The organism is Methylocucumis oryzae (assembly GCF_000963695.1).
Classification (GTDB): domain Bacteria; phylum Pseudomonadota; class Gammaproteobacteria; order Methylococcales; family Methylomonadaceae; genus Methylovulum; species Methylovulum oryzae.
The window spans coordinates 1-24,068 of the sequence record NZ_LAJX01000097.1 but is presented as its reverse complement, the minus strand read 5'-3'; the positions used below and the strand labels follow the sequence as shown (position 1 = coordinate 24,068).

22 protein-coding genes, 1 tRNA gene and 2 pseudogenes are annotated in these 24,068 nt (G+C 41.9%); 12 read left to right on the top strand and 13 right to left on the bottom strand.

Annotation, left to right across the window (positions count from 1 at the left end; all coding sequences use genetic code 11):
• Positions 1 to 118: 118 nt before the first annotated feature.
• The 3 genes from VZ94_RS09920 to VZ94_RS09910 form a co-directional block, all read right to left on the bottom strand.
• The gene (locus VZ94_RS09920; RefSeq protein ID WP_045779110.1) at positions 119 to 757 is read right to left on the bottom strand and encodes a hypothetical protein; all 639 of its coding nucleotides are present in this window, start codon (positions 755 to 757) and stop codon (positions 119 to 121) included.
• Positions 758 to 1,038: 281 nt separating this feature from the next.
• A complete protein-coding gene (locus tag VZ94_RS09915; RefSeq protein ID WP_045779109.1) occupies positions 1,039 to 1,536 on the bottom strand; it encodes a DUF4124 domain-containing protein in 498 nt (165 codons plus the stop codon).
• A gap of 13 nt (positions 1,537 to 1,549) precedes the next feature.
• Positions 1,550 to 2,629 (bottom strand): hypothetical protein, encoded by a 1,080-nt coding sequence (locus tag VZ94_RS09910; protein ID WP_045779108.1) that lies wholly within the window; start codon positions 2,627 to 2,629, stop codon positions 1,550 to 1,552.
• Positions 2,630 to 2,773: 144 nt separating this feature from the next.
• Between VZ94_RS09910 and VZ94_RS09905 the strand changes: the two genes are divergently transcribed.
• Positions 2,774 to 2,849: transfer RNA gene (locus VZ94_RS09905), tRNA-Thr, on the top strand.
• 195 nt (positions 2,850 to 3,044) lie between these two features.
• Here the strand turns inward: VZ94_RS09905 and VZ94_RS09900 are convergent.
• From VZ94_RS09900 to VZ94_RS09885, 4 genes are read right to left on the bottom strand one after another with little or no spacing between them, the layout of a single operon-like run.
• The gene (locus VZ94_RS09900) at positions 3,045 to 3,686 is read right to left on the bottom strand and encodes a hypothetical protein (protein WP_045779107.1); all 642 of its coding nucleotides are present in this window, start codon (positions 3,684 to 3,686) and stop codon (positions 3,045 to 3,047) included.
• A 53-nt stretch (positions 3,687 to 3,739) separates the two neighbouring features.
• Entirely contained in the window at positions 3,740 to 6,826 is a 3,087-nt protein-coding gene (locus VZ94_RS09895) for an HTH domain-containing protein (protein WP_045779106.1), read from the bottom strand.
• The gene (locus VZ94_RS09890; RefSeq protein ID WP_045779105.1) at positions 6,813 to 8,036 is read right to left on the bottom strand and encodes a tetratricopeptide repeat protein; all 1,224 of its coding nucleotides are present in this window, start codon (positions 8,034 to 8,036) and stop codon (positions 6,813 to 6,815) included. Before VZ94_RS09890 ends, VZ94_RS09895 begins: the two co-directional genes overlap by 14 nt.
• Positions 8,000 to 8,695 carry a hypothetical protein gene (locus VZ94_RS09885; RefSeq protein ID WP_045779104.1) on the bottom strand — a complete coding sequence of 232 codons (696 nt, stop codon included), beginning with the start codon at positions 8,693 to 8,695 and terminating at the stop codon, positions 8,000 to 8,002. Before VZ94_RS09885 ends, VZ94_RS09890 begins: the two co-directional genes overlap by 37 nt.
• 26 nt (positions 8,696 to 8,721) lie before the next feature.
• Between VZ94_RS09885 and VZ94_RS30585 the strand changes: the two genes are divergently transcribed.
• Positions 8,722 to 8,856, top strand: a complete 135-nt coding sequence (locus tag VZ94_RS30585; RefSeq protein ID WP_275575196.1) for a hypothetical protein — start codon at positions 8,722 to 8,724, stop codon at positions 8,854 to 8,856.
• Positions 8,857 to 9,173: 317 nt separating this feature from the next.
• Here the strand turns inward: VZ94_RS30585 and VZ94_RS09880 are convergent, their stop codons facing one another.
• The 5 genes from VZ94_RS09880 to VZ94_RS30580 all read right to left on the bottom strand — a co-directional run bounded on the left by VZ94_RS09880 (position 9,174) and on the right by VZ94_RS30580 (position 14,325).
• Positions 9,174 to 9,593, bottom strand: coding sequence for an esterase/lipase family protein (locus tag VZ94_RS09880; protein WP_045779103.1), 420 nt, complete (start codon positions 9,591 to 9,593; stop codon positions 9,174 to 9,176).
• Positions 9,594 to 10,000: 407 nt separating this feature from the next.
• The gene (locus tag VZ94_RS09870; RefSeq protein WP_204369103.1) at positions 10,001 to 10,420 is read right to left on the bottom strand and encodes a putative toxin-antitoxin system toxin component, PIN family; all 420 of its coding nucleotides are present in this window, start codon (positions 10,418 to 10,420) and stop codon (positions 10,001 to 10,003) included.
• A 175-nt stretch (positions 10,421 to 10,595) separates the two neighbouring features.
• On the bottom strand, positions 10,596 to 10,979 hold the full coding sequence (locus tag VZ94_RS22750) for a glycosyltransferase family 9 protein (RefSeq protein ID WP_109867675.1): 384 nt from the start codon (positions 10,977 to 10,979) through the stop codon (positions 10,596 to 10,598).
• Between the two features lies 1 nt (position 10,980).
• Complete coding sequence (locus VZ94_RS09865) at positions 10,981 to 12,063, bottom strand: tetratricopeptide repeat protein (protein WP_052700407.1); 1,083 nt, start codon at positions 12,061 to 12,063, stop codon at positions 10,981 to 10,983.
• A gap of 6 nt (positions 12,064 to 12,069) precedes the next feature.
• The gene (locus VZ94_RS30580) at positions 12,070 to 14,325 is read right to left on the bottom strand and encodes a DNA translocase FtsK (RefSeq protein WP_045779102.1); all 2,256 of its coding nucleotides are present in this window, start codon (positions 14,323 to 14,325) and stop codon (positions 12,070 to 12,072) included.
• A 221-nt stretch (positions 14,326 to 14,546) separates the two neighbouring features.
• On the opposite strand from VZ94_RS30580, the gene trxB reads away from it, so the two are divergent.
• Positions 14,547 to 15,503: a thioredoxin-disulfide reductase gene (gene trxB / locus VZ94_RS09855; protein ID WP_045779101.1), complete on the top strand. Its 957-nt coding sequence runs from the start codon at positions 14,547 to 14,549 to the stop codon at positions 15,501 to 15,503.
• Between the two features lie 182 nt (positions 15,504 to 15,685).
• Here the strand turns inward: trxB and VZ94_RS32720 are convergent, their stop codons facing one another.
• Positions 15,686 to 16,069 carry a lysozyme inhibitor LprI family protein gene (locus VZ94_RS32720; protein WP_082081532.1) on the bottom strand — a complete coding sequence of 128 codons (384 nt, stop codon included), beginning with the start codon at positions 16,067 to 16,069 and terminating at the stop codon, positions 15,686 to 15,688.
• Positions 16,070 to 16,684: 615 nt separating this feature from the next.
• Between VZ94_RS32720 and VZ94_RS09845 the strand changes: the two are divergent.
• The 9 genes and pseudogenes from VZ94_RS09845 to VZ94_RS09805 all read left to right on the top strand — a co-directional run bounded on the left by VZ94_RS09845 (position 16,685) and on the right by VZ94_RS09805 (position 23,705).
• Positions 16,685 to 17,990: pseudogene (locus VZ94_RS09845) on the top strand (NAD(P)/FAD-dependent oxidoreductase).
• Positions 17,991 to 18,180: 190 nt separating this feature from the next.
• A complete protein-coding gene (locus tag VZ94_RS09840) occupies positions 18,181 to 18,714 on the top strand; it encodes a YcxB family protein (protein ID WP_045779100.1) in 534 nt (177 codons plus the stop codon).
• A 15-nt stretch (positions 18,715 to 18,729) separates the two neighbouring features.
• Positions 18,730 to 19,911: a tetratricopeptide repeat protein gene (locus VZ94_RS09835; protein WP_045779099.1), complete on the top strand. Its 1,182-nt coding sequence runs from the start codon at positions 18,730 to 18,732 to the stop codon at positions 19,909 to 19,911.
• A 234-nt stretch (positions 19,912 to 20,145) separates the two neighbouring features.
• Positions 20,146 to 21,120, top strand: a pseudogene (locus VZ94_RS09830) (acyltransferase family protein); the annotation flags it as partial.
• Positions 21,121 to 21,234: 114 nt separating this feature from the next.
• On the top strand, positions 21,235 to 21,447 hold the full coding sequence (locus VZ94_RS09825; protein WP_045779098.1) for a tetratricopeptide repeat protein: 213 nt from the start codon (positions 21,235 to 21,237) through the stop codon (positions 21,445 to 21,447).
• Between the two features lie 8 nt (positions 21,448 to 21,455).
• Positions 21,456 to 21,638 (top strand): hypothetical protein, encoded by a 183-nt coding sequence (locus VZ94_RS09820; RefSeq protein WP_045779097.1) that lies wholly within the window; start codon positions 21,456 to 21,458, stop codon positions 21,636 to 21,638.
• A gap of 22 nt (positions 21,639 to 21,660) precedes the next feature.
• Positions 21,661 to 21,909 (top strand): tetratricopeptide repeat protein, encoded by a 249-nt coding sequence (locus VZ94_RS09815; protein WP_131655526.1) that lies wholly within the window; start codon positions 21,661 to 21,663, stop codon positions 21,907 to 21,909.
• 87 nt (positions 21,910 to 21,996) lie between these two features.
• Positions 21,997 to 22,557 carry a Uma2 family endonuclease gene (locus VZ94_RS09810; RefSeq protein WP_045779095.1) on the top strand — a complete coding sequence of 187 codons (561 nt, stop codon included), beginning with the start codon at positions 21,997 to 21,999 and terminating at the stop codon, positions 22,555 to 22,557.
• 83 nt (positions 22,558 to 22,640) lie between these two features.
• The gene (locus VZ94_RS09805; RefSeq protein ID WP_052700404.1) at positions 22,641 to 23,705 is read left to right on the top strand and encodes a polysaccharide deacetylase family protein; all 1,065 of its coding nucleotides are present in this window, start codon (positions 22,641 to 22,643) and stop codon (positions 23,703 to 23,705) included.
• Positions 23,706 to 24,068: the final 363 nt, after the last annotated feature.

Below are 24,068 nucleotides of genomic sequence, written 5' to 3'. Positions count from 1 at the left end.
ATTTTTGTGGTATGCGTGCTTTGGCACACACCATATGCCAAAGCATGAGTTTGATAGTTGAGTGAGTTATGTATTGGCGACGATTTTAGCTGCGAAGCGGATAAGCACCTTATAACTACTAGGTATCTAAAACGGCAATAACCATTTCAGAACTAATCGTTTGTTCTGGATTTGCCAAAATAATCTCAGCTAAGCGTTCAATCGCTTGCCAGTTACTAGGCGTATTAACAAAAGCCCACGCTTTTGCTAATAAGTTAATCAATAAAATTTCACGTTGTTTAGGATTAGCAACGAAGCGCTCTAAATAGCCATAGACTTTGTCTAAGTCAGATGCACCACCGAAAACCTGTAAGGTTGCAACGTTACTGACATCAAATACCAAACCGTCACGTAGAGCGACATGCTTAGCTTCTGCTAACGCGCCTACTAATAAATTGACCATATCAGCTTCAAATGAGGCTTGATAAGGGTCGATAGGTACATCGGAATAAAAACTAGCGCTTTCTAATAAATCAATCGGCAAATTATCGATTAAATAACCGCCTTCTACATGCGCGATAAACGCGTCACGTTGCATAGTAAATGGCTTATCTAAAGCCGCTGCATGTTGTTGAATATCAAAAAATAAAGCGGGTAATCGTTTTTGCTTGTTATACAAATATATCCCAGCAGCATGACCTGCTTCATGGAAAGCAATTTGCGTCACTAAGTCAGCATTTGTTGGGGAACTAAAGTTAGAATCATGGTTAGGTTTCATGATTAACCTATTGAGTTAGGCTAAAAAGATGCGATCAGAAACTGACCGCATTAAGAGGGAGGATACTGCGAAGCAGCGTTGCCGCTTCGAAACTCTGATGTCTTGAAGAAACATAAAAGTTGCATACAATTTAACAGCTTGTAACTTCGTTGCAAATGCGACACATTGTCGCATATTCGCAAAAATAACCGTTTTAACGCTTTCGTTTAACATATTTATCCTACATTACAATAAGTTAAAATCGCTTCCTCTGTGCTAGCACTCTTTGGAAACAGTGAATTTCAAGGATTATGACGGTATCTAGGGTAACGGTCTTGTGGTTGAGTAGAATGTTCTTCTTCCTGAGATGAGCGTGGACTATGATGTGGTTTATGTGAGTGCGGAACATTCCAATAAGGTGACACATAAATCGGTTGCTGATAAATAGCGCGTTGTTTAATAGAATTGGCTAACTCTTCTTGTGCTTTAGCACTTCGATTTAAGGCGTCTATTTGCGCTTGCTTATCTAGGCGTTCCTGCGCTTCTTTTTGTGCCTTTTCTTGCGCTTCTTGTTGTTCGGCTTTTTTGCGGTCTTGTTCGGCTTGCCAAGCTTTTAATCTCGCTTCTGCGTCAGCTTCTTGTTGAGGACTAGGCTTTTTTATAGCTAATGGTTGCTGGCTAACCGCATCTTGGCAAGGCGTACTTTGATAAAGAGTATTTTTATCTTTATCCATGCATTTAAACACCTCGGCAAAGACCGGTTTAACCATGAGTAATAGTAGTAACAGCGCTATTCTCATAATGCTATCCCTCTCAGCTAAGTTGCTGTGGTTTAGTTACAATCAACATTCTGGCTAATTTTTGCAAGCCATCTGATGTTACACTTAAGCCAAAAGGCGCGCCTAAATTTTCTAACTGATATATGACATCTGTTGCAGCAATAAACGTTAAGTAGTTTAAACTTTTCAATGCGGGTAATTGCTTAGCCGCCGTTCGTAAATGAGGTGCCAGCTTTTCCCAACTGGTCATAAAAAAAGCCCTAACCGGATCCTGTTCTGTCGAATGAGTCTGGGTTAGCGCAGTTTGAAAGCTACGTCTTGAGTCTAGTAAAATTTCCGTTAAGGTATCACGTAATTCGCTCGAACCCGTATCTACCGCAGCTTGATCTATCGCTTGGACAAAAACACTATCCCATTGTTGCCATAAAGTTTGCCATTGTTGCTGCTCCTCTGGACTTAATGCTTGGCTAGCGGTCAATGCAGGCTTAGGCGCATCAAAATTTAACGTTAACGCTAAATTATCGTCGCTAGCTTTAATATCAGACAGGGTTAATGTCGCTAACGCAGTTTTTACCTCAGCCATAGTTTGCGTTGGTAAGTAAGAGGCTAGCGTATGCTCCATATCGGCTTGCTGTTTAGTTAAATCTAACGTTAAACCGGCAAATTTACTTTGAATAACATTGTTTAATAGTTGTTGCACTTGACCGATATTAATTTGCCTGCCTTGTTGATCATAAGCGGTTGCGCTTACGATAGGTAGTGACAATCGCTTATGATCTGCACTTAAACTGGGTTGTTGTAAGGTTTGTAAAATGCCGTTCCATTTCAGCAAAGGCATACAATGACCACCTAATTTAGCGCCTATTTCGGCATGAACAGTATTCTGCAACGCAATATGTCCTTGTTTACCGCCGACTTTTAAATCGTCTAAGGCTAACGAGCTGCATCCATGCCCATCTTGCCAAACTTTATTACCGGCATACCCTTCAGAAAGTTGCTGGCTAATAACTTTATTAATCAGCACATAATCAAGTTGTATCGGTAATGAATAAGTTTGGGCAACGCTTGAATTAACCGAGAATGCTAGCAATATTAATAAGAACGCTCTGAACATAAGGATAAGCACATCAAAAAGTGAGAAAACGAATAAACTATTACAAAAATAAACTTAATAAATTCTGAATAGTTTAGTTGCTTTTAAACAAACGTAACGGACTATTGCTCAATAACTATGACAATGTTCTAATCAAACCAATATGCCGGTGTAGCTCAGTCGGTAGAGCAACACATTCGTAATGTGTGGGTCAACGGTTCGATTCCGTTCATCGGCTCCATTCGATTAATGATAGGGGCTACAAGTTCGTCAAGAATGCCAAAAAATCGTCGCTAAATGTGAACTAAGAGTGAGTCGATCAAGCGATCGATTAAATTAATTTACGACCAAGAAATTCACTGGCTTGCACGATTCTTTGGGAAATGTCAGATCAATACTTCAACTTATTTTCAGGTGTTGCACCTATGACTTGAATCTACGAGGTTAAAACATCCCATAATTTAGGATAGTTTTCTGTAGGTATATAAGCTTCGATACGCCGGATAAATGCGTAAAAATCACTGTAATCCTGTTTCTCAATAGGCAACACACGCGCCATTTCTGTTAGCGTGGTCATGAACACATGAATTCGTTGCTCGTGCGAATCGAAACGGTAGAGCTGAATGCTTAGATCTGGAATAGCTGGCCAAAGACTGAAATCTTTAGTTAATCCTTCAATAACCTGTTTAATCAATTGCTGACGTAAGTCTAAGGCGAGGTTACACGTTAATCGTCCAAGTATGGCGGCTTGTGCTGAAAATAATGGTTTGTTGGCTTGATTAAATGGTTCATTGATAAGGATTTCAATTAAATCGATCAATGACTCAACCAGCTCGATAGGTATAGGGTAGCGTGCTAAATTCAATAAATAACCCGTTACCGAGTTACCATTCCCCTCTTTAATGGCATTCAGCAAAAATGACATAGGTTGTATTTCTGATGGTTCAGGCTGTCCATTCAATTGCGCACGAAGTGTTACAGCAAGTTTCCATCCCTGATTACTGATAGCACTGTTTTTTGGGTTAGTTGGGTAATCGGTTGGTTCGAGAAAATCAGAATTCCTTAATTTTTTTTTCATCTAGTGCGTAATAAGCCTTTAGCAACGGATTAAGTAAGCCAATAACGGTTTCTTTAACATTTTGCTAAAGAATAGTTATTTCGCAACATTATTCCTAGCGTCCCACCTATTACCGTTCGCCACCAAGATGCGGTGGATGGCAAGGTCACATCGGCTTCATTATCTATGTCATTAAAAGGATTAATCTGTGCTTTCAGTGTGTTTAAAATTCTGTCGATGTTATTCGATGCAGTCTGCCTGTCATGTAAATTTCGCTGCAAAAGGCTATCCAACATCCGATCAGCGTAGATATAAGCCCAAGTAACGCGTTGCTCGTAAGAGTAATGACAGGTCGCAAACGCAGGCGTAAGTTGAAAATGCAGCCAAATCACATGCAGCAGTTTGATATAAAGATCAAACGCGGCATTCGTTATGAGAGTCAATAGCGTTTGAATCAGTGTTTCTGTTTGAACATTAGCCGCTATTTCAGGCAATTGGAGAGATAACGACAAAAGGTTCTGAAGAACGATAGGATTAAAGTTCGATTGTGCTATGTCACTGACTATTGCCTGTAATGCGTCGACAGAAGTTAATTGATTATCAATGGCTTGTTTTACAGCTGTTGCCAAGTCCCACGGTGCGCCATAAGGCAGAGCCGCAAGAGCCACTAAGCGTTTTTTCGTTTGCTCCGGTTGCGTCGCAAATAACCAATGCGCTGTCTCTGCTGCCGAAGCGGTGATTAGTGAAACCGAGGCGATTATGTCAACAATGGGCGGTAAAATTTCAGCGAGATGCGCTCGTTGAATATCTTGAATACCAAGAATTAGAGGAGCATAAGCAAAGAAAACATTGCCAGAGTGTAGGCATTTATTTTTTAACTCTTCACTGGCTAACTGAAAATCGTCACTTTGCAGACGTGTTCGGTATTGCGCGTCATCGTCTGCATTCAGCAGTCCGCTTTGTATCATACCGTCCAGCCAGTCAATGCGCTGACTGGCTAGTGGATGTTTAAGTCGGCGATAAGGGCTAAGCATATTTACAGTGCCTATTTGGCCATTGGCCATTTGCGCGGAAACAGTGAAGGTATCGTCTATTCCCTTTCGAGGATTAAACGTCAGCGTAATACGCCGATCTTGATGTATGGGCTGAATCGTTCCTTTATTAATGCAGTCTTCAGTGAACTTTGTCCATTCTGTTGCCGTAAAAAATAGTACAAGTGAATCAATACGACAACCTGTCAAAAAATAGCGTTGAAAATGTGGTTCAATGTCAGCATGACTAAGCAAGAGTTCAAGTATATCGTCAGGGAAAAACTGTAATGGTCTAATGAACCATTCGACTATGGAATCGATGTCAATTTTTTCCTGCTGAGAAAGACTTTGTATTTGATTAACCATGAGTTCAGCAAAGCGATTTATTGCCGCATCGCGCACTGAAGGTTGGTGTTGCCATATAGGTTCTAAGCAAGTGAAAAGCCAATCATAATACTCTGCTATTGCTTGCTGTGACTGTATAAATTGCCAAGGCAGACTCATTCTAATACTGTGTTCTATTGCCAAGCTTTGAATACGCTCGTTAGCATCAGTAATCCAGAAAACAGGGCGAGCTTGCTGAGGGAGGAAATGCTCGTAAAGCCAATCTGCGTAGGCAATGCGCTGTTGCTGATTAAGTTTATCAGTCGTCCAGATCGCTACCATTACCCTATTGACTAAACAATGCAATTGAAACTGATATTCCTGTATCTCGGATAACAATCCTTGTCGCAATGGCTCTTTATTGAGAAGAGACGTAGAACTCAGCGATAACGCAACAGTCACCCGAAGATTTGTTAAATACGAATTTTCAATCAGAGTACCCCGTTTTGAATCCAGCTTGGCTTGCATCAATTCTTCAATAACATAGGCTGCTGGCGGAACACGATAACCAGCCCCTGCACGAATCAACTGGCGAAAACATTCCAGAAATTTGCCGTCTGTAATTTTTTTGCGTGTATGCAAAACCAGTAACACATCATAAATACCAACGATAGGTTCGTGCGCTGAGAGGTGGTGATAACTGCTGAGTAAGCGATCATCTATCCAAACAGGACAGTTCATTGCCTCACTAAAAAAAAGTTCGGTTAATTCATTAGCTAAAGGTAGGTTATGCAGTGCATCACCTTGTTTCTCTGGATTTGGACGCAATGTTAGCTGTTGAATTTTGCCCTTGTGTGATAATTTCCTGAGTTCGTATTGTAATGATTCCAGCGACTTTTTAATTTTTTGCCGATACTGATAACTTTCAATTTCGTTGCGGAACTGATCTTTAATGTCATCAAGACAATATAATTGAAAAATCTGACTGGCGGCTTCTAATACGTTTGCTTGGTTTAAATGTTGTAAGCACGCACTATCCAGCAACAGTTTTGTACCGTTAGTTAATTGTGCAACTCTTGTTGAATCAGCATGGCGTGCGAACAAGCCTTTAACGGGGTTGTCATCTAACGATAACTCACCCCTGTTTGCTAGCGCGGTAAACAAATCAGCATAAGAAACGCGCAACTTTTCTAAATCGGTGGGAATACTGCCCGATTCAAACAATTCGGTAGCAAAGAAATCAGAGACGATCAACAAACCTTCTTGCTGGGCTAATGTCCATTCAACACGGTCTTGTAATTGCAAACCGTTAAAATCGCCCTGCTCTAATTGTGGCGTTGGTAAGAAAATGATAGGTAATTCGTTTAAAGCATTAAGCAGTTTATCTGCTTGTTCAACACGATCCGTTTGCACCTCGGAAAGCTGATGGATTTCGCCTACAATCAAACCTAACAAAGAAGGCGCGACATAAATGACTTCAAAACTATCGGCAAGAGTTGGAAAGAGTTTGAGTTGGTGAGCGATAAGACAGGCTGAATAGTCCATGCTTATCGTATTATTGTTCCAGTGGTCTGGCTCAACGGAACGCCCCGCATAGGAGATTGGAAAAGGTACATGTTCGCGTAGTGGCTTACTGTAATTATGCTGCCATCGCCAATAAAATTCCACGCTTAATGGGGTGTTTCTGCTATCTAACCAAAGATGTAGCGGTAATTGACCTGTACGGAATTTTTGCCAATTTTCTTGGCTGCGCTCTTGATCTTTACGACCCCATTCCAAAAGCTGGGGCAGTTTAATTGGCTGCATTAAGCCACTGTTTGGAAATTTTTTGCTGCAATATTGCCAATTGCATTCCTGCCCAATCGCTATGCCCGGAATTAAAACCGATCTGCATCGCCGCTTGCAATAAATGCGGATTATCGGGAAAACAGTTGACCGCTTCTTTTGCATACTCAAACGCAGTTTCGCGGTCATTGGGCAGCGCGTAATGCGCGAGTTGAATTAAAACTTGTGCACTTTTAAAGCCTTGTTCAATACCCTGTTTTAATAGCTCTATTGCCCGTGATCTCTCACCCAACATGACTTGAAAATATGCCCTGTACAATAACAGTTCTTCATTGGGTCGCGCTTGCCACAATGGCTCGCTGGCTTGCCATGCTTGCGCATATTGTCCTAGCGCATGTTGCACAGATACGCAACGATGATAATAATCATCAAGTCGTCCATCGCGTTCAAAGAGTGGTTTTTTTTGTTCTAAAACAGCCAACGCCTCTTTAGGTTTATCCAATGCATACCACGCCTGCGCAAGGACATCGGCAACTTGCGAGGGGGACTCTTCTTTGAAGCGCTCTAAATAGTTACCAGCGGATTCGGTAACCTCCAGCCACATCTGTTTTTGATAGTAAAGATTAACCAAATTCGCACAATCAAGCCGAGTCGCGGGGTCTTGTGCTAATGCTTTGGCAATACTCAAGGCTTTAGCATCTTCATGACACGCCAACCAATAAGCCACTTTAATCCGCAGGCATTGGGCGGAATCATCCAATGCCGTTATGCGCTCTGCTAATTCAGATAACCGATCTAAGGGCGCAAGACTGTGAAGAGCAAGGTCAAACCAATAGTGCTTATTTCCTTCATCTTCTGACAAAAAACGATATTCAAAGCGCGAAAGATATTGCCACGCCGTTTCGTTTTTACCTATACGCAGCAAAAGCTCTGAATAAGTAGCAATTTGCTCAATCGGTGCATTAGGTTGTTCACAAGCCTGATGCAAGGCATCACAGCTACGCGTCAGATCATAATCAGTAACACAAAGCCGTAATAGGCAAAGCAGGGCGGGGTAGTCAAGAGGATTATCAGCCAAAACAGATTGTGCCTTTTGTTTTGCCGCTTCATGTTTATCGGGCAAATAAGTGCAAACCGCTAGATAAGCGCTAATAACATCTTTCTTTACTTTCTGTCGCAGCTCTGTCTTATTAGCTAAGGCTTGTTCCAGATAACGCAAGGCCACGCGCATTTGCTGTTCTCGTTCACTATTAAGCGAGAACGTGTTGGCGACAAAAAAATTGAGGCGATAAAAACGCCTTCGATATGAAACTCACTAGCTACAGCCTGCCAAAAAGTAATATAAGCAGCAGTCAGTTGAAATAAAATGTGGTCTACATTCTCAGCTAGGGCGGGTTCAAAAATTTGCCACGCTTTATTGGCATTCTTTGTCGCTAAGCAGCAAAGCGCGTGAAACCGCCGAATTTCATCTGTTACAGGCGTTTGTAATTTATCGATGAATCCGTCAACTTCTGAAAATCGCCCTGAATCTAATAAACAACAGAGCAAATTAACAGCAATTGCTTCAGAATCGAGCGGTGAAAGCACAGCAATCGCCTCGTCAAATTGCTTTTTTGCTTTGAATCCAAAAGTCCGATAAGTTCTATCATCTAATTCTGAATTAAGGCGTTTGGCGATTTCGTAATAACGTTGATATTGCTCAGCTGGTTTGTCATCTTCTTGCGCCCAGCGAGCCGCGTAATAGTAATAACGTGCTTGGATTTCTGATGGTATTACCTTACCGTTTAATGACGCTAGCTCGGTCGTCAATTCATCCCAGGCCGCTTCAATTTGTCCCGTCGCTCGTTTTTCTGAGATGTCATCAAGTTTTTTTTTTATAAACGCTGCCAAGTTCAGCGCGTAACTGTTGGAGTTCTGTGTTTACGCTCGACGCTGTTATTGCTGAAGACTCAGTACTCGGTGATAGCTGGTTAGTTGAAGTTGTTATAATGGTCGATGGTTTACCTGAGCCATTAAATTTACGCAAAAATACCAGTAAATGCCGATGCTGATCAGCTTCTTTATTTTCAGGTTTGGCAATCGAAAAAATGATCTGAGTTTGGTATTTTGTGATAATCAGAGAAATATCTAGCTCCAGAGAAATATTGAACTACTTGTTTGCGGTTCACTTTATTAAGTAATTTGCCTAAAAACGCCAAGTTTTTTTATGTAAATAAACTTGTCTTCAATTAATTCTTTTCCATTTATCTTTAATCTGCCTGATTCTTTTAAGTTGAGAAATTCTTTATCTAAATTATTTAGCCAAACATTTTGCTGGGAAAATTGTAGAGTTTTCGCTTGAGTATGACCTGCTATGTCAGCAATGTACTTAAGCCAATTTGCATAATTCGAGCCTAATGAAGGAGATGCAACTAGAAAAAGCCCAATTTCGACGTTTTTTATCTAATAAGTCATTAATTCGTTCAACTAGAAATTTACGGACAATGATCCCTCCCATGCTATGACAGACGAAAACAATCTTATGATTATTTATCACATTATCGAAATTAATTAATCGCTCTTTAAGATCATCAACAACATCGCTTAGGCTGTAAGCGCCGCTCAACAAATTCGTTTGATAGGTATATAAATAAATGCCAAGAGATTCAAATTCTTGATCGTCTTTTAATAAATCAATCCAATAAGTACCATTTTCATGTTTCCAACAATCTTCGCCATTGGAATTAAACCCATGCACAAAAATAACTGTGCAGTCACCTGTTGGCTTTCTAATCCATGTTCCTTGCATTGTTTAATGCCCTCAATTGAGTAATGTTGTGTCTCTATAGAGTTGGCTGTTTATTGCTAGATTGGTTTGTAGTGGCCAAATAATAGCGAACCTACAGGTAGGTTAATAATTAAACGTCCTATCGAAAAAACAAACAAAGACAATCTAGCGTCAAGAAAGCACTGCTTGTGTCAAATCACTTCATCTCCGGCCATTGGTTCTGCGTCAGGGCTGGCGTTGAGCCAAGTGTCAAAAGCATTAAGATTGCCGTGAGATTGATGCTCACGAAAATAAGACTCTGTTTTCAATGCGGAAACTTTTTTCAGCAATTGCCATAACGAAAAACTGGTTCATTGACACATGTTCTTCCTCTGCTATCTTACGGGCGTATGTAAAAAGTGATTCGGGTACGCGTAACGCATAATTAGTCATTTGATATACTCCTCTAGTAATTGGTGCAAAAATGCGCCTGGAGTTAACACTGGCAGGCGAAAATGTTTGGCGGTTACAAAATCAGAAACATTTAAGGTAACCAATGCTTCAGCACTACCATTTAACGCAGTTTCCAGTACCATCTCGTCAGCGGGATCGCGTAATTGCGGTCGCCAAAGATAATGCAAGTGTACAGGCTCAATAAATAATGACAGTGCATTTAGAAAGTCATCGGTTGTGGATAGCGTATGTCCCGTAAAGGCCAGTTGCTCCGGTCTTTTTAGAACCGCCTCATATTCTAGCATCAAAGGTACTGATGCCAGCGCGGTATATTGATGTTTTTTCAATGCCAATAGCAAGGCGTGTGACGCACCATTCCGGCTTCTGGATGCTGCCACAAGAATATTGGTATCCAAAACGACACGAGGTATTTTCATATCGCATAGCATATTAATCTGCCTGAGGATGTCAAGAACCGTTATTTGTTATTATGGTAACCACTAAGGGCTGCATGATAATAAAAAGTGAATTGATGTTTCTTGGAAAAAGAATTGTAAGAATTTTGTGAAAACTGATTGGTTGAATAAGTGCTTAATTGCCTAATAGCGTTAACCAAGCCAGCTGTTGTTGCTCGGTTAAGGCATTAAAGCGTTGCAATAACAGCAACTCCCTGTCGGTTAATGACGTGCTATCGGTAAACCGTTTGGCTAATTCCAGATGAATAGTTTTAATCACATCGCGCCAGGTTTCGCTGTAGGCTTGCCTGAATAGCCGCATCGTAGGATACCAGGGGCTATCATTTCGGTTTAATAACCAGCGCCAATCGGCATTAAACGGTAACAATAACCAAACCGGCTTGCCTAACGCGGCGGCTAAATGTGCGATTGAGGTATCGACGCTTATGACTAAATCCATCGCGGTAATCAAGCCCGCTGTGACGTTAAAATCGGTTAATTCGACGCCATAATGCGCGATATTAAAAACGGGCTAAGGTTTCTGTATCATTAGGGCGTATTTCTTTTTGTACGCTGATAAATTCAATCCGTTCGGATAACGCTAGCAGTGGCGCGAACTCGGTTAATGGAATGGAGCGGTTATGGTCGTTTTTGTGTAACTGACCACCTGACCAAACTAAACCTACTCTAGGTCGTGTTGATGGCGGTAAGCGCTGACGCCAATAAGCACTGGATTCTTCAGATGCGCTTAAATACTGTTGCGTGGCAGGGATGGTCGCTAACTCGGTTTTTAATAGCCAAGGCAAACTCATTAGCGGACATTGATAATCAAATTCAGGCAAGACATCGCCTTTAACGTAAACCCCGGATACGGTTGTTAGTTGGCTGAGTAACGACTTTAATGGCGGTTGTACGCCTAGTAAGACGTTTGCGCCAAGTTGAGCCAGTTGTTCAGCGTAGCGGCAAAATTGTAGCGTGTCACCTAGACCTTGTTCGGCGACTAGGAAAATTGTTTTGTTAGTTAAGCTGTCCTGACCATTCCAACGTGGCTGAGTTAAATTAGGAAAAAAATGTAAATCTAGTTTTGGATTTTGCCAGCGCCGTTCGTATTGCGCAAAACCGGTTGATAAATCACCTAGTTTTAAGCGGCATAAACATTCATTCCACAAGGCATCGATATAATCCGGTTTATACTGGCTGGCATAGCAATAGCTTTGTAAGGCTTGCTCATAACGCTCTAACATTTCTAACACTACGCCTTTGTTATAATGTGCGTCAGGAAAATCGAATTTTAAGGTGAGGGCGCGTTCATAGCTGGCTAAGGCGTGTTCATGACAGTTTAAATTGCGTAATGCAATGCCTAGGTTTGAATGGTAAGCGGCTATGTTGGGATTAATAGCAATCGCTTGCTTGATTAACTCCACAGCTAAAGCTGAATTTTTGTTTTGTTGTTGCAATACACCTAATAAATGCAAGGTATCGCTATGCTTAGGCGCTTCGGCTAAGATTTTGCGATATAGCGCCTCAGCTTTGGCGAGTTCTCCTGCTTGATGGTAGCTTAAACCTTGCTGAAACCAGCCTTGAATGGGAGATTCATTAACCATTGATGTTTAATCATTGGGCGGAGGCGGTGCTAACACCACGCGTGAACCATTGGTTTCGGCTGGGCTGACAATACCGGCTTTTTCCATTTCTTCAATAATCGACGCCGCGCGGTTATAGCCGATTTTAAAACGTCGTTGTACGCTAGAAATTGATGCTTTACGCGATTCGGTAACAAAGCGCACGGCTTGATCGTAGTATTCATCGCCGCTGCTTTCACCTGAAAAACCACCGCCATTAAAACTAAAGCTGTCGCCGTTATCGTCAAAGCCTTTGGTAATGTCGTCTAAATAATCCGGTGGTGCAGTGAGTTTCAAAAACTCAACCACTCGGTGTACTTCGTGGTCATCAACAAACGCACCATGTGCGCGAATAGGAATGCTAGTACCTGAGGGTAAAAACAACATATCGCCATTGCCTAATAAGGCTTCAGCGCCACCTTGATCTAAAATGGTTCTGGAATCGATACGTGACGAAACTTGGAAAGAAATTCGCGTCGGCACGTTGGCTTTAATCAAGCCGGTTAACACATCAACTGACGGTCTTTGCGTGGCTAAAATTAAATGAATACCTGCTGCGCGCGCTTTTTGCGCTAGGCGCGCGATAAGTTCTTCGACTTTTTTGCCGACTATCATCATCATATCGGCTAACTCGTCGATAATAATGACAATACTGGGCAATGTGGTGAGCTCCGGGCATTCAACATAAGGCTCAAGCGAAGCAAATAACGGGTCTTTAATCGCTTCACCGCGCGCGGCCATTTCTTCTATGAGTTGATTAAAACCGGCTAAATTTCTCACGCCTACTTTAGACATGAGCTTATAACGCCGTTCCATTTCAGCAACCGCCCAACGTAGCGCATTGCTGGCTTCTTTCATATCGGTCACAACGGGCGTCAATAAATGCGGTATGCCTTCATAAACCGACAACTCAAGCATCTTAGGGTCTATCATAATCATGCGTACTTGCTGCGGTGTAGCTTTATACAACAAACTTAAAATCATCGCATTAATCGCGACCGATTTACCTGAACCTGTCGTACCGGCCACTAAGGCATGAGGCATTTTGGCTAAATCAGCCACCACAGATACGCCAGCAATATCTTTGCCTAAGCCTAATGTTAATAACGATTTGGCTTTGGTAAACGTAGGCGAAGCCATTAATTCGCGGAAATTAACCATTTCGCGCTCACGATTGGGAATTTCCAAACCGACTACCGATTTACCAGGAATAATCTCAACGATACGAACGCTAGTAACCAATAACGCGCGTGCTAAATCTTTTGCTAAGGTGCTGATGCGGCTAACTTTAACGCCAGCAGCAGGTTGTAACTCAAAGCGAGTAATGACCGGGCCAGGCAGGTAGCCAACGACACTAACGCTCACGTTAAAGTCGTTTAAGATGCTTTCTACCATGCGTGACATATCTTCGAGTTCAGCTTGGGAATAGCCCTTAACATGCGACACTCTGTCATCGAGTAGCTCTAAACTAGGTAACACGCCTTGACTGGCATCATAAGTCACCACAGGTCTTTTGACGATAGTGTGTTGTGACGCTACCGATACTTGAGCAGGGCTGGCAGCTGGTTTTGTTTTGAGGGCAGGTTTTGTTGGTGCGGGCGTGTCCTCAGATGAGCTGAATACGTCAAAAACAGCCTCTAGCGCAGATGGCGTTGGCAGAGTAGGTAGAGTGGGTTTTGTCAGGTGGAGCTGAGTTAACCATGACCAAACTTGATTGGTTAGGCTCAAAACATATTTGCCTACATTATCAATAAGCTTAACCCAAGAGAATTCAGTGACTAGAGTAATACTGGCTAGCAATAACACCAGTAAAAAAATGGTTGCACCTGAATTGCCTAAAAGGTTAAGCGCTTTTTCACCGGTTTCCTCGCCTAAAATACCGCCGGTTGCGCGCGGTAATTCAATTCCGACTCTCAGCATATACAAGTGCAGGAGTGCTGCCGTAGCGGTGATAAAGGCAATAATGCCTAAGCAAATAATGAATAATTGCTCGCGGGTTTGTGGTATGCGTTTATAAAGCAAAACGCTTTGCCAAACGATGATGACAGGAAACAAATAAGCCGTTAAGCCAAAAAAACTTAAACTAATATCAGCTATCCATGCGCCAATGACACCGCCCGCATTGCGTATGGGTTGACCGGTGCCGCTGTGCGTCCAGCCTGCATCCTCAATACTAAAGGTAAACAATGAGATGAGTAGGAATAAAGCGCCTGCTAATAAGCCTAAAACGGCAATTTCACGCAAGCCACGAAAACGTTTTTTCTTCCATCACGGCAGACATAGTGAACTCAAAACTGTCAATAAAACATGATTATAGAGTAAATTGTAAAGAAATTACATTAAATCATAAGGCAGTTACCGCTTTGACACAAAGTTGTTAAAAAACAGATAGCTTATACAATTTCATTGTCGAAAATGCCGTTAGTCTGCATAATTGCTGGGCTTTTATCAATATAAGGATACTTATGACTACGACCAAACACTGTCGCTTACTAATCTTAGGTTCTGGCCCAGCCGGTTATACTGCTGCTATTTATGCAGCACGAGCTAATTTAAAGCCTGTGATTGTCACAGGGTTGCAGCAAGGTGGACAACTCACCACCACTACCGACGTCGATAATTGGCCCGGTGATGATGCAGGGGTGCAAGGCCCTGAATTAATGGAGCGCATGTTAAAACATGCTCAACGCTTTGAAACTGAAGTGATATTCGACCATATTCACACAGCAGATTTATCGGCAAAACCATTCAAATTAACCGGCGATGTCGGTGAATATACCGCCGATGCTTTAATTATTGCAACCGGAGCTTCAGCAAAATATTTAGGTTTAGATTCAGAAGAGGCTTATAAAGGCAAAGGCGTATCTGCTTGCGCAACCTGCGATGGCTTTTTTTATAGAAACAAACCGGTAGCGGTTATCGGTGGCGGTAATACGGCGGTAGAAGAGGCGTTGTATTTAGCCAATATTGCCTCTAAAGTCACTGTTGTGCATAGACGCGATAAATTCCGTTCAGAGAAAATTTTATCAGACAAATTACAGGAAAAAGCGCGTTCGGGTAATGTCGAGATTGAGTGGAATCATCATTTAGATGAAGTGTTAGGCGATGCCATGGGCGTAACAGGTGTACGCATTAAAAACACCCAAACAGGTGAAACGAAACAAGTTGATGTACACGGAGTTTTTATCGCGATTGGTCATACACCTAATACGGCGATTTTTGACGGCCAGTTAGAGATGGAACACGGCTATATCAAAGTCAATAGCGGTATCAACGGCAATGCAACGGCAACCAGCGTACCAGGCGTTTTTGCGGCGGGCGATGTGATGGATTCTGTTTATAAGCAAGCGATTACTTCTGCCGGTTCTGGTTGTATGGCTGCATTAGATGCGGAAAAATATTTAGATGCGTTAGGTGAATAAACGATTTTTGTATAGAAAATACATAAAATGCTGCTAGTGACCGGGATTTGTAACGGTTTATTGCAAGTTCCGGAATCTTTCAACAACAATGAAGTATTCGGAATGCTCGTCGGCTATTATTACAATTTATGACCTTATCGATTGGAGCAATCATACCGGCAATGCATTATCACTATTACGTTCTATGCCGGTTGCTTTTTCCATTTTTTCAGTTGTTCAATGCGGGCTTTCGTAGAAGTTGCTCGGCAACTATTGAATAACATTGGCCACATAGAGCCTCCTTTAGCTTCATTATTCGCCAATTTTTTGCATTTTGAATCTCGTGCTCTGAGCCAAGTACGTTGTTCTGTCAGGAGAGTCTTAAATTTTTTCTCTATTAAACAACTTATTAGCTCGTTATAAATTTGATTTAGTTCTAGGTCTGATGTTAGGAATTCTCGTTCAGCGCAGACATTCATTTGAGACTGTGTTCCTGAATAATTACATTCTAAGTTGCTTTGCGACCAAACAGGTGAATAGCTATATGTGGACAATATTATATTAGCTAAATAGAAAAGAACTTTCATAGCTTTAAGCTCTAAGTTTGTGCTGTGCTGTTTATAAAATTGATATTTAGAGATACTCAGCCCATTTTTAGGTAAACCACTTTAGTAATCCAATCGCTGCTGATGGTAATGCAACGACGAATGCCAATACAGGCAAGCAACCTCCAGAACGATGAGAATGAGCATGTCTGCTTGGTTGGGATTGAAGCCATAACTGATGGCATTTTGAACAATAGAGTTTTTTGATTCCTCGGCGCCATGCTTCAATGGTTCGTTTTGTGTGCTGGGATATAGTTGAGCAGCGTGCACATTTGAAGGATTTGCTTTCAGGAAGTTTTGGACGAAAAAATACAGCCTTAACTAGTAAGGCTAAGCCAACTAAAAGAAAGCTCGCAATAATTATGTTTGGTTCCAAATCTATACCCCCAGGCGTTTGACGTAAAAAGCAGCCCATCATTTTTGAATTTAATATAACACATCATGGTTGTTAGCAAGCTAATCCTTAAAGAGCTATTCACCAATACATTCCCGCCACCAAGAAATAACACAGTAGTAGCATTGTTTCGTATAATGTGCCTGAGTTAAACGTATCACGATCAGTTTTGATGGGCATAAACTTTATTGAGAGGAACGGGGATGACTGAGAATAACCACATACATAAAATCGTTATTGTAGGTGGCGGTGCGTCAGGCTTAGAACTGGCAACCCGTTTGGGGCAAAAGCTGGGCAAAAAACAATTGGCTGAAATTACGTTAATCGATGCCACCGCGACGCATGTTTGGAAGCCTTTGTTACATGAGGTGGCTGCGGGCACGTTGGATGAATCTGAACAAGTGGAGTATTTAGCGCAGGCTTATCGTAGCCATTTTCGTTTCCGTTTAGGGCGTATGGAAGGGTTAAATCGAGCTAAGAAAGAGATTTATGTCGCGCCTACGTTAAATGATAAAGGTGAAGAACTCATTCCAGGCCGAACATTTCACTATGATACGCTAGTAATGGCGATTGGTTCGGTCAGTAACTCTTTTAATATTAAAGGGGTAGCTGAGCATTGTTTATTTTTAGATAGTACGATGCAGGCGTTTTAGCTTTCAAAAATTCTTGTTCGAGTCTTATTTAAAACAATATATTGGCAAAGATCCGGCACAAGTAAAACCTCTATCAATTGCCATTGTCGGCGCGGGCGCTACTGGGGTGGAGTTAGCTGCGCAATTACATGAAGTGACAGGCGTGTTAGCGATGTACGGCTTAAACGAGCCTAGCGATGTTAAGCTGACGATTATCGAAGCCGCAACCCGTTTGTTACCGGCTTTGCCGGATCGTTTAGCGATGGCGACGCAACAGCAATTAGCTAAGTTAGGTGTCGATTTGAAGTTAGGTCGGCGCGTCACTGAAGTCAATCGCGAAGGTATTTTGACGCATGATGGCGAATTTATAGCGGCGGATATTAAAGTGTGGGCTGCCGGCATTAAAGCACCCGATTGGGTAAAGAATTTGGATGGTTTAGAGACTAATCCACTAAACCAACTGATTGTCGATGCGACGTTAAAAACCAGCGATGACGATATTTTTGCAATGGGCGATTGTGCCGCGTGTGCGTGGACGGGACGTGTGGGTAATGTGCCACCGAGAGCACAAGCCGCCCATCAACAAGCTGAGGCGTTGTATAAATCGTTGTGCAACCGTCTAAACGGTAAAGCGTTAGTACCGTTTACTTATTACGATTATGGCTCATTAGTTTCATTAGGTAAGTACACCACGGTAGGCAATTTAATGGGTAGCTTAATGGGTACAGTGAGCATAGGCGGATTTATTGCCAAGCTGGTGTATTTGTCGTTATACAAAATGCATCAAATCGCGATTCACGGTTATTTCCGTACCGCGATGTTAACATTATCGAATGCGTTTAGGCGCAGTGTTTATATCAAAATCAAATTACATTGACAGTTTAGGCTACCAACTTAAGTAGGGACAGGACATTCAGAGCGCAGGACGCCGTAAATACATCCCTGTAGGCTTGGCGGCAGCATCCCTGCTGCCAACACCTGCTCTCTAAACGCCCTGTCCCTACTTCACATTGTCCCATCTAAAAGTGCATAGTCACAGTTTATAACAACAAGCAAGGATATATTTCATGTTAGAAATTGAATACGAATTCCAAGAAAAAGACTTAATTCATTTCAATGAATTACAGTTTATGCGTAACGAAGACATTAAAAATAATATTAAGAAAAACCGTTGGTTGATTCCGGCGTTTATTACTGTATTGGGTTCTTATTATTATTTTTTCTATAACGATATTCAAACCACGGCTTATGTGTTAGTTATCGGTGTGTTGTGGGGGCTGTTATCACCGCTATACATTTTGAAAGACTTGCATAGACAAGTGTTGAAAAGTTATTCCGAGAAAGAAAAAGTCAACATGTTCGGTATGTATAAATTAAAAATTGACCCTTCAAATCCTAAGTATTTATTTGAAGAATCGCCGAGTGGTAAAAACAAAATGGCTTGGGATGAATTGCTTAGAGTCGAATATGGCAAACGCTATGTGTATATCTTTATTACATTAGATACAGCACTCGTGATTCCTGTGGAAGGCGTTAAGTCGGGTAATTTAGAGCAATTCGCCGAGCAAGCTGAAAAAATGATAGAGCGTTATAGTTCATAAGCCTACGGAGCAATAATGAATACGTTAAAACGATTGGCTTTGCCTTTGTTATTCACCGCGTTATCGGTTCAGGCCGACAATGCGGTGAATGTTCAATTGTTAAGTGCTACGGTAAAAGATGAAAAAATTGCTGATGCGACGGTTATTTTGCAAAAAAACGGCGAACAATCGTTAACGGCAACCAGTAATGCTCAAGGCATGGCAACGATAAACAGTGCTTATGCCGATGATGCTGGTACGCTGCTGATTGTCAAAAAACCAGGTTATTCGGAGCTAGTCGTGAAATGCCCGTGTTCTGATATGACGTATGCGATAAGTCCAGTCATGAAAAGCTTAGATGCTATGCGTATTGTTTTGAATTGGGGCGCAAAACCCGAGGATTTGGATTCGCATATCGTGTATCCGAATAACCATATTTATTTTGAAAATATGACCGGTACCGATGCCTTATTAGATGTTGATGATACGAATAGCTTTGGCCCTGAGACGATTACATTGAACGTAAAACACGAAGGTGAGCGCTATGTTTATGCGGTGCATAATTTTTCTGATGCCAGTGCGCCAGGTTCTAAACGCTTATCGGACAGTCAAGCGAAAGTGTTTGTTTATGTTGGTGAGACCTTAGTCAAAACCTATTATGTGCCAACCAATCAAATCGGTAATTTATGGACCGTGTTTGCGGTGACCGAGTCAGGCGATTTGCAAGATTTTAATACCATAAAAGCCGTGACCAGTTATCAGCGCTTACAGACATCTGAGTTTCAAAGCGTGATCGACCATACGTCAGTTAGCTCAGCCGAGTATACGTCTGAAGCAGTAGCGACCTCGAAAGCGTTGAATAAGCAAGGTGAGCAAGCCTATCATGCTGGCAAATTAGACGATGCGATTCGCTTGTATCAAGCCGCAATAGAGTTAGATGGTAGTTTTGGGCAAGCGTATAGCAATTTAGGCTTAGCATTTCAAAAAGCCGGTAATGTTGCCGAAGCGTTATGGGCTAACCGTAAAGCGATTGCGCTAGCTGACGGTGCCAGTGCCGCTACGGTTAAAGCCAGCTCACATTATAACAACGGCAAAATCTATGAAGAAGCAGGGCAGTGGAACGATGCGTTACGCGAATATCACTACGCTAAACGCGCCAAAGACAACACTGTTTATGATAAAGCGATTAAACGTATGCAAGAAAAAGGCGCGAAGTGATGGGGTTTAGGTCGGTTTGGCAGGTCGGTATTACTCTTAGCGCATAAGATAGTGTTCCCAGTTTCACCGGCCTTTGTTTCGCTTAGGTAGGTTTACTCCAGACTGCGTTAATCCATCTTTAGAGTTTCATGATTAATTCTCTTACATCCTTGCGGTTTGTGTTCGCCTTAATGGTATTTCTTAGCCACTTAACGTTTTTTATTCCCTAAAAATAATTATAGATTTAACGGCTTTTACAATAAGGTTTTTTATGAAGGGTATATCGGAGTAGGTTTTTTCTTCATATTGAGTGGTTTTATTTTGTCGTATACCTATAAAGATCAATTGCTCAATAATCAAATAAGCAGAACATATTATTTTGTTAAACGATTTGCGCGTATTTATCCGTTGCATTTAGTCACCTTATACTTGGCAGTTCCCATTTTGCTGATTGAAAATGGGACAAAAACACAAATTTTTACCCAACCGTTTTTCGCAAATTTATTTTTATTACAAAGTTTTGGTCCTGACCGAAGCTATTTTTTCTCTGGCAATGCGTTGTCGTGGAGCATTTCCGACGAGCTGTTTTTTTATCTTTGTTTCCCTGTTTTGATTTTGGCATTTTGCCGGTATCGATGGCTTGTTTCATTAGTTTTGCTTGGCGCCTGCGTCTGTATTATAGGGTTAATGCCGTTTTTTCCAGGCAGGGTAACCGAGCATACTATTTTTTATATCAATCCTTTCGTGCGCTTAGTTGATTTCACTATAGGTATGGCATTATTTGAAGTATTTGCGAGGCTAAAAAAAATCTCTTTCCCTGGCCTTGGGTTCGCGACATTATTGGAGTGCTTGGCGATTTTACTATTCATAGTTTTTTTCTATTTCCATGATGATATTCCCCAGGTTTTCCGGTATTCGTGTTATTACTGGGCTCCCATTTCCATAGGTATTTTAGTGTTTGCATTTCAGGCAGGAAAACTATCGGCATTTTTATCCTATCCAATATTCATTTTTTTAGGAGAAATTAGTTTTGGCTTTTATATGTTTCATCAACTGGTGATTCGCTATTATCAACAGTTGGATGCTGATTTTCATATTACTGATAATGTTTATCTTGCTGCTGCCATTGTGTTTTTCGCTAGTGTAATACTTAGTAGTGTGAGTTATTTTGTAATAGAGAAACCGGCAAACCATGCAATTCTCAAAAAAGTGCTTAAACCAAAGAACTAGTTATACTTTTCGGAATTTCAGAAAACAAATCATTCTATGAGCTATCAGCGTGTGTTCGGGGCAGTGTTTATTGTTTTACTAGTGTTACTCCCTTTGAGTTATTTGGCTTACCGTATGAACAAATATCCGAATGCAGTTCCAGAAAAACCGGCTAGCGACCTTTCTTCTCTTGAAAAGCAAGCAACTGCTAATCCTACTTTCGACAATATTATCAATCTTGCTTTAGCTTACACTGATAATAAAATGCCTGGGAAAAGTGTTCCTTATTTAGAAAAAGCGATAGAAATAAATCCTCAGTCGCTATCGCCTTCAATAATCTTTGTGTAGCTTACACGTTGATACAAAAATACCAACAAGGCGTGGATGCATGTATAAAAGCTATTCAGATAGATGCGTCATTTCAATTGGCGAAAAACAATCTGGCTTGGGCAGTTAGCGAGCGGGATAAAGTTGTGGCTGTGATTCTGGAACAAGAAAAAAGTTGCGCTAGACAAGCGCACGGTAAGTTTTTATTTTGATTATGGCCTAAATTATTTTAAATTGGCTAAATACGATAAAAGCATTGAAATGTGGAATAACATGCTTGCCTTAGATTCTAAAAACATTGACGCACTGAATGGGATTGGCACTGCGCTAATGTCTAAAAATCAAATAGATAATGCGATTGCAATGTTTAAAAAAGCATTTGAATATCAGCCGAATAATCCATTGACAAAAAATAATTTGGTTTGGGCGATGAATGAAAAATTAAAATTACAAACGTCCGATAAATACAAACAAGCTCGGTAGGGTACGTTGTGAGTATCTTTCCCTTAACATTTGGAGATTGTCCATGATACAACCCGTTCAAGGCAATGATGACTAGGGGAGAATACTATGAACGCCGTATTAAAATTCGATTTGTATGAACAATTGCTGGCCTTGCCGGACCATGTCATTGGGGAAATCCTGAATGGTGAGTTATATGCCCAGCCGCGTCCGTCGGGACGGCATGGTTTAGCAGCTGGCTCTTTGAACACCGATTTGAACGCTCCGTTCGGTTTGGGTCGGGGCGGGCCAGGCGGCTGGTGGATTATTCCGGAGCCTGAAGTGCATTTCGTCCGTGACGTAGAGCTGACTGTACCGGATTTGGCCGGATGGCGGCGTGAGCGTATGCCGTCGATTCCAGAAGGCCATCGTTTTGAAATCGTCCCCGATTGGGTTTGTGAAATTCTTTCACCATCAACAATGAAAAAAGACCGTGTGGTGAAGCTACCCCTTTACGCCCGTTATGGCGTGGCACATGTTTGGCTGGTTGATCCGGCGGTGCAGACATTGGAAGCGTTTGAACTGCGGGAAAGCCATTGGCTGCTGAGCGCCACACTAAAAGATGACGACCGGGTTGCCGTCCCGCCGTTCGATGCCGTTGAGTTTTCGCTGGCGGATTTATGGGCATGATGATTAACCAAAATGCCTTATCGCGAAGTCATAAGGTAGTATACTCTCTGTGTACCCAACACTCTCTAAAAAGCTACCAAGTAATGAAACCTAGGCTAGTCAAATGTTTTTTATTGTGGGGTTTATTAGGGCTTAGCACCGCCGCGATAAGTGCCGGGCCGACTACCGTTGCCCAGTTTGACTATAGGCTTTGGCCTGAAGCTATTAATAACCCCGCTGGCTTTGATAAGGCCTCGCGCGCCGCTTTATTAGTGTATGCACCGGTGCTAGAAAAGTTAAGCAAAGCGTCTGATGCAGAATTACTGGCTAAATTTCATATTAAAAGCTTGAGTAGAGCGTCGATTAACGATTGGATGACTCAACAACTTGCGATGCTTGGGCGTAATTACCAATTAGCTGCCACGGATTGCCAAGCGAGTGATTGGACATGTGCTGTGGTTGGTGTGAAGCCTGAAAATTTTGTGGCTCAGGCACGGTTAATAACCGCTAAAATTCCGGTTGCGTTGACAGCTTGGCAGCAGCAGTTGTCAGGCTTTGCCGGTGATTACGCCAGTGAGCAAATGCGCTTGGCTGCGTTATTCCCTAAGGTAAATAGCGAAGTTTCGGTTATTAACGCGCAAGAATTTAATGGCGATGAGTTAGCTGACCGGCTATTTTATTTAAGCTTCGATGATGGCCCTAGCGCACCTAAAAGCACTACCGATGAGTTAATAACGATGCTAACGGCACAGCAAAAATCTGCTGTGTTTTTTGTTTTAGGAGAAAATTTTTCGAGTCGTTTGAAAAAAAACTCTAAAGATGAATTGGCTAAGCTTTATGGTCAACAGTGCGTGGCTATACACGGTTATCAACATCAATCACATGCTAAATGGGCGGATTGGCAACAGTCGATTCAGCGGACGCAAGTGTTAATAGCGTCAACGCTGGCTGATAAACAAACAGTGGCGTTGTTTAGACCGCCTTATGGGCAACGTAAAGTCGATAGCGGAGCTTTTTTTCAACGCCAAGGGCTACGCGTCGCGCTGTGGAATTTAGATTCGCAAGATTGGAATCAAAAGATTAGCAGTGATGCCATTATCGGGCGCATGGTTGCTTTAATGCTGATTAAAACGTCATGGTATTGTGTTATTTCACGATATTCACGCTAAAGCAAACACAGCGTTACCTAGTTTGTTTAACGTGTTAGGCGACGCTGTAAAATGGGGTGATTGCCGTGCTATTGGGTCAAACGAGTAATGTTGCGCACCCTTAAGATCATAAGTATCTACATAACTTGTCAGAAAAATTGTTGAGCAGACGTTTTTAATTCTGCTAGCTCTTTGATCAAAAACTCGCGTAACGGTACAACCGCCTGGCGTTGAACAGCGGCAATAGCCTAAACAGTGACACAAACCATACTGACCACTAAAAGGCGTTTGACAATGGCGATAGCGGGCAAAAATAACGACGGCAAAGCATTTGAGCTGCCTTACTTAATGCCGCCATAACTCATGCAGTTTAGTTAAGTTGGC

Coding starts and splice junctions, on each gene's coding strand:
- VZ94_RS09920 (WP_045779110.1), bottom strand. CDS start 757: ATGAAACCTAACCATGATTCTAACTTTAGTTCCCCAACAAATGCTGAC.
- VZ94_RS09915 (WP_045779109.1), bottom strand. CDS start 1,536: ATGAGAATAGCGCTGTTACTACTATTACTCATGGTTAAACCGGTCTTT.
- VZ94_RS09910 (WP_045779108.1), bottom strand. CDS start 2,629: ATGTTCAGAGCGTTCTTATTAATATTGCTAGCATTCTCGGTTAATTCA.
- VZ94_RS09900 (WP_045779107.1), bottom strand. CDS start 3,686: ATGAAAAAAAAATTAAGGAATTCTGATTTTCTCGAACCAACCGATTAC.
- VZ94_RS09895 (WP_045779106.1), bottom strand. CDS start 6,826: ATGCAGCCAATTAAACTGCCCCAGCTTTTGGAATGGGGTCGTAAAGAT.
- VZ94_RS09890 (WP_045779105.1), bottom strand. CDS start 8,036: ATGCGCGTGGCCTTGCGTTATCTGGAACAAGCCTTAGCTAATAAGACA.
- VZ94_RS09880 (WP_045779103.1), bottom strand. CDS start 9,593: ATGCAAGGAACATGGATTAGAAAGCCAACAGGTGACTGCACAGTTATT.
- VZ94_RS09865 (WP_052700407.1), bottom strand. CDS start 12,063: ATGGTTAATGAATCTCCCATTCAAGGCTGGTTTCAGCAAGGTTTAAGC.
- trxB (WP_045779101.1), top strand. CDS start 14,547: ATGACTACGACCAAACACTGTCGCTTACTAATCTTAGGTTCTGGCCCA.
- VZ94_RS32720 (WP_082081532.1), bottom strand. CDS start 16,069: ATGAAAGTTCTTTTCTATTTAGCTAATATAATATTGTCCACATATAGC.
- VZ94_RS09840 (WP_045779100.1), top strand. CDS start 18,181: ATGTTAGAAATTGAATACGAATTCCAAGAAAAAGACTTAATTCATTTC.
- VZ94_RS09835 (WP_045779099.1), top strand. CDS start 18,730: ATGAATACGTTAAAACGATTGGCTTTGCCTTTGTTATTCACCGCGTTA.
- VZ94_RS09825 (WP_045779098.1), top strand. CDS start 21,235: ATGAACAAATATCCGAATGCAGTTCCAGAAAAACCGGCTAGCGACCTT.
- VZ94_RS09810 (WP_045779095.1), top strand. CDS start 21,997: ATGAACGCCGTATTAAAATTCGATTTGTATGAACAATTGCTGGCCTTG.
- VZ94_RS09805 (WP_052700404.1), top strand. CDS start 22,641: ATGAAACCTAGGCTAGTCAAATGTTTTTTATTGTGGGGTTTATTAGGG.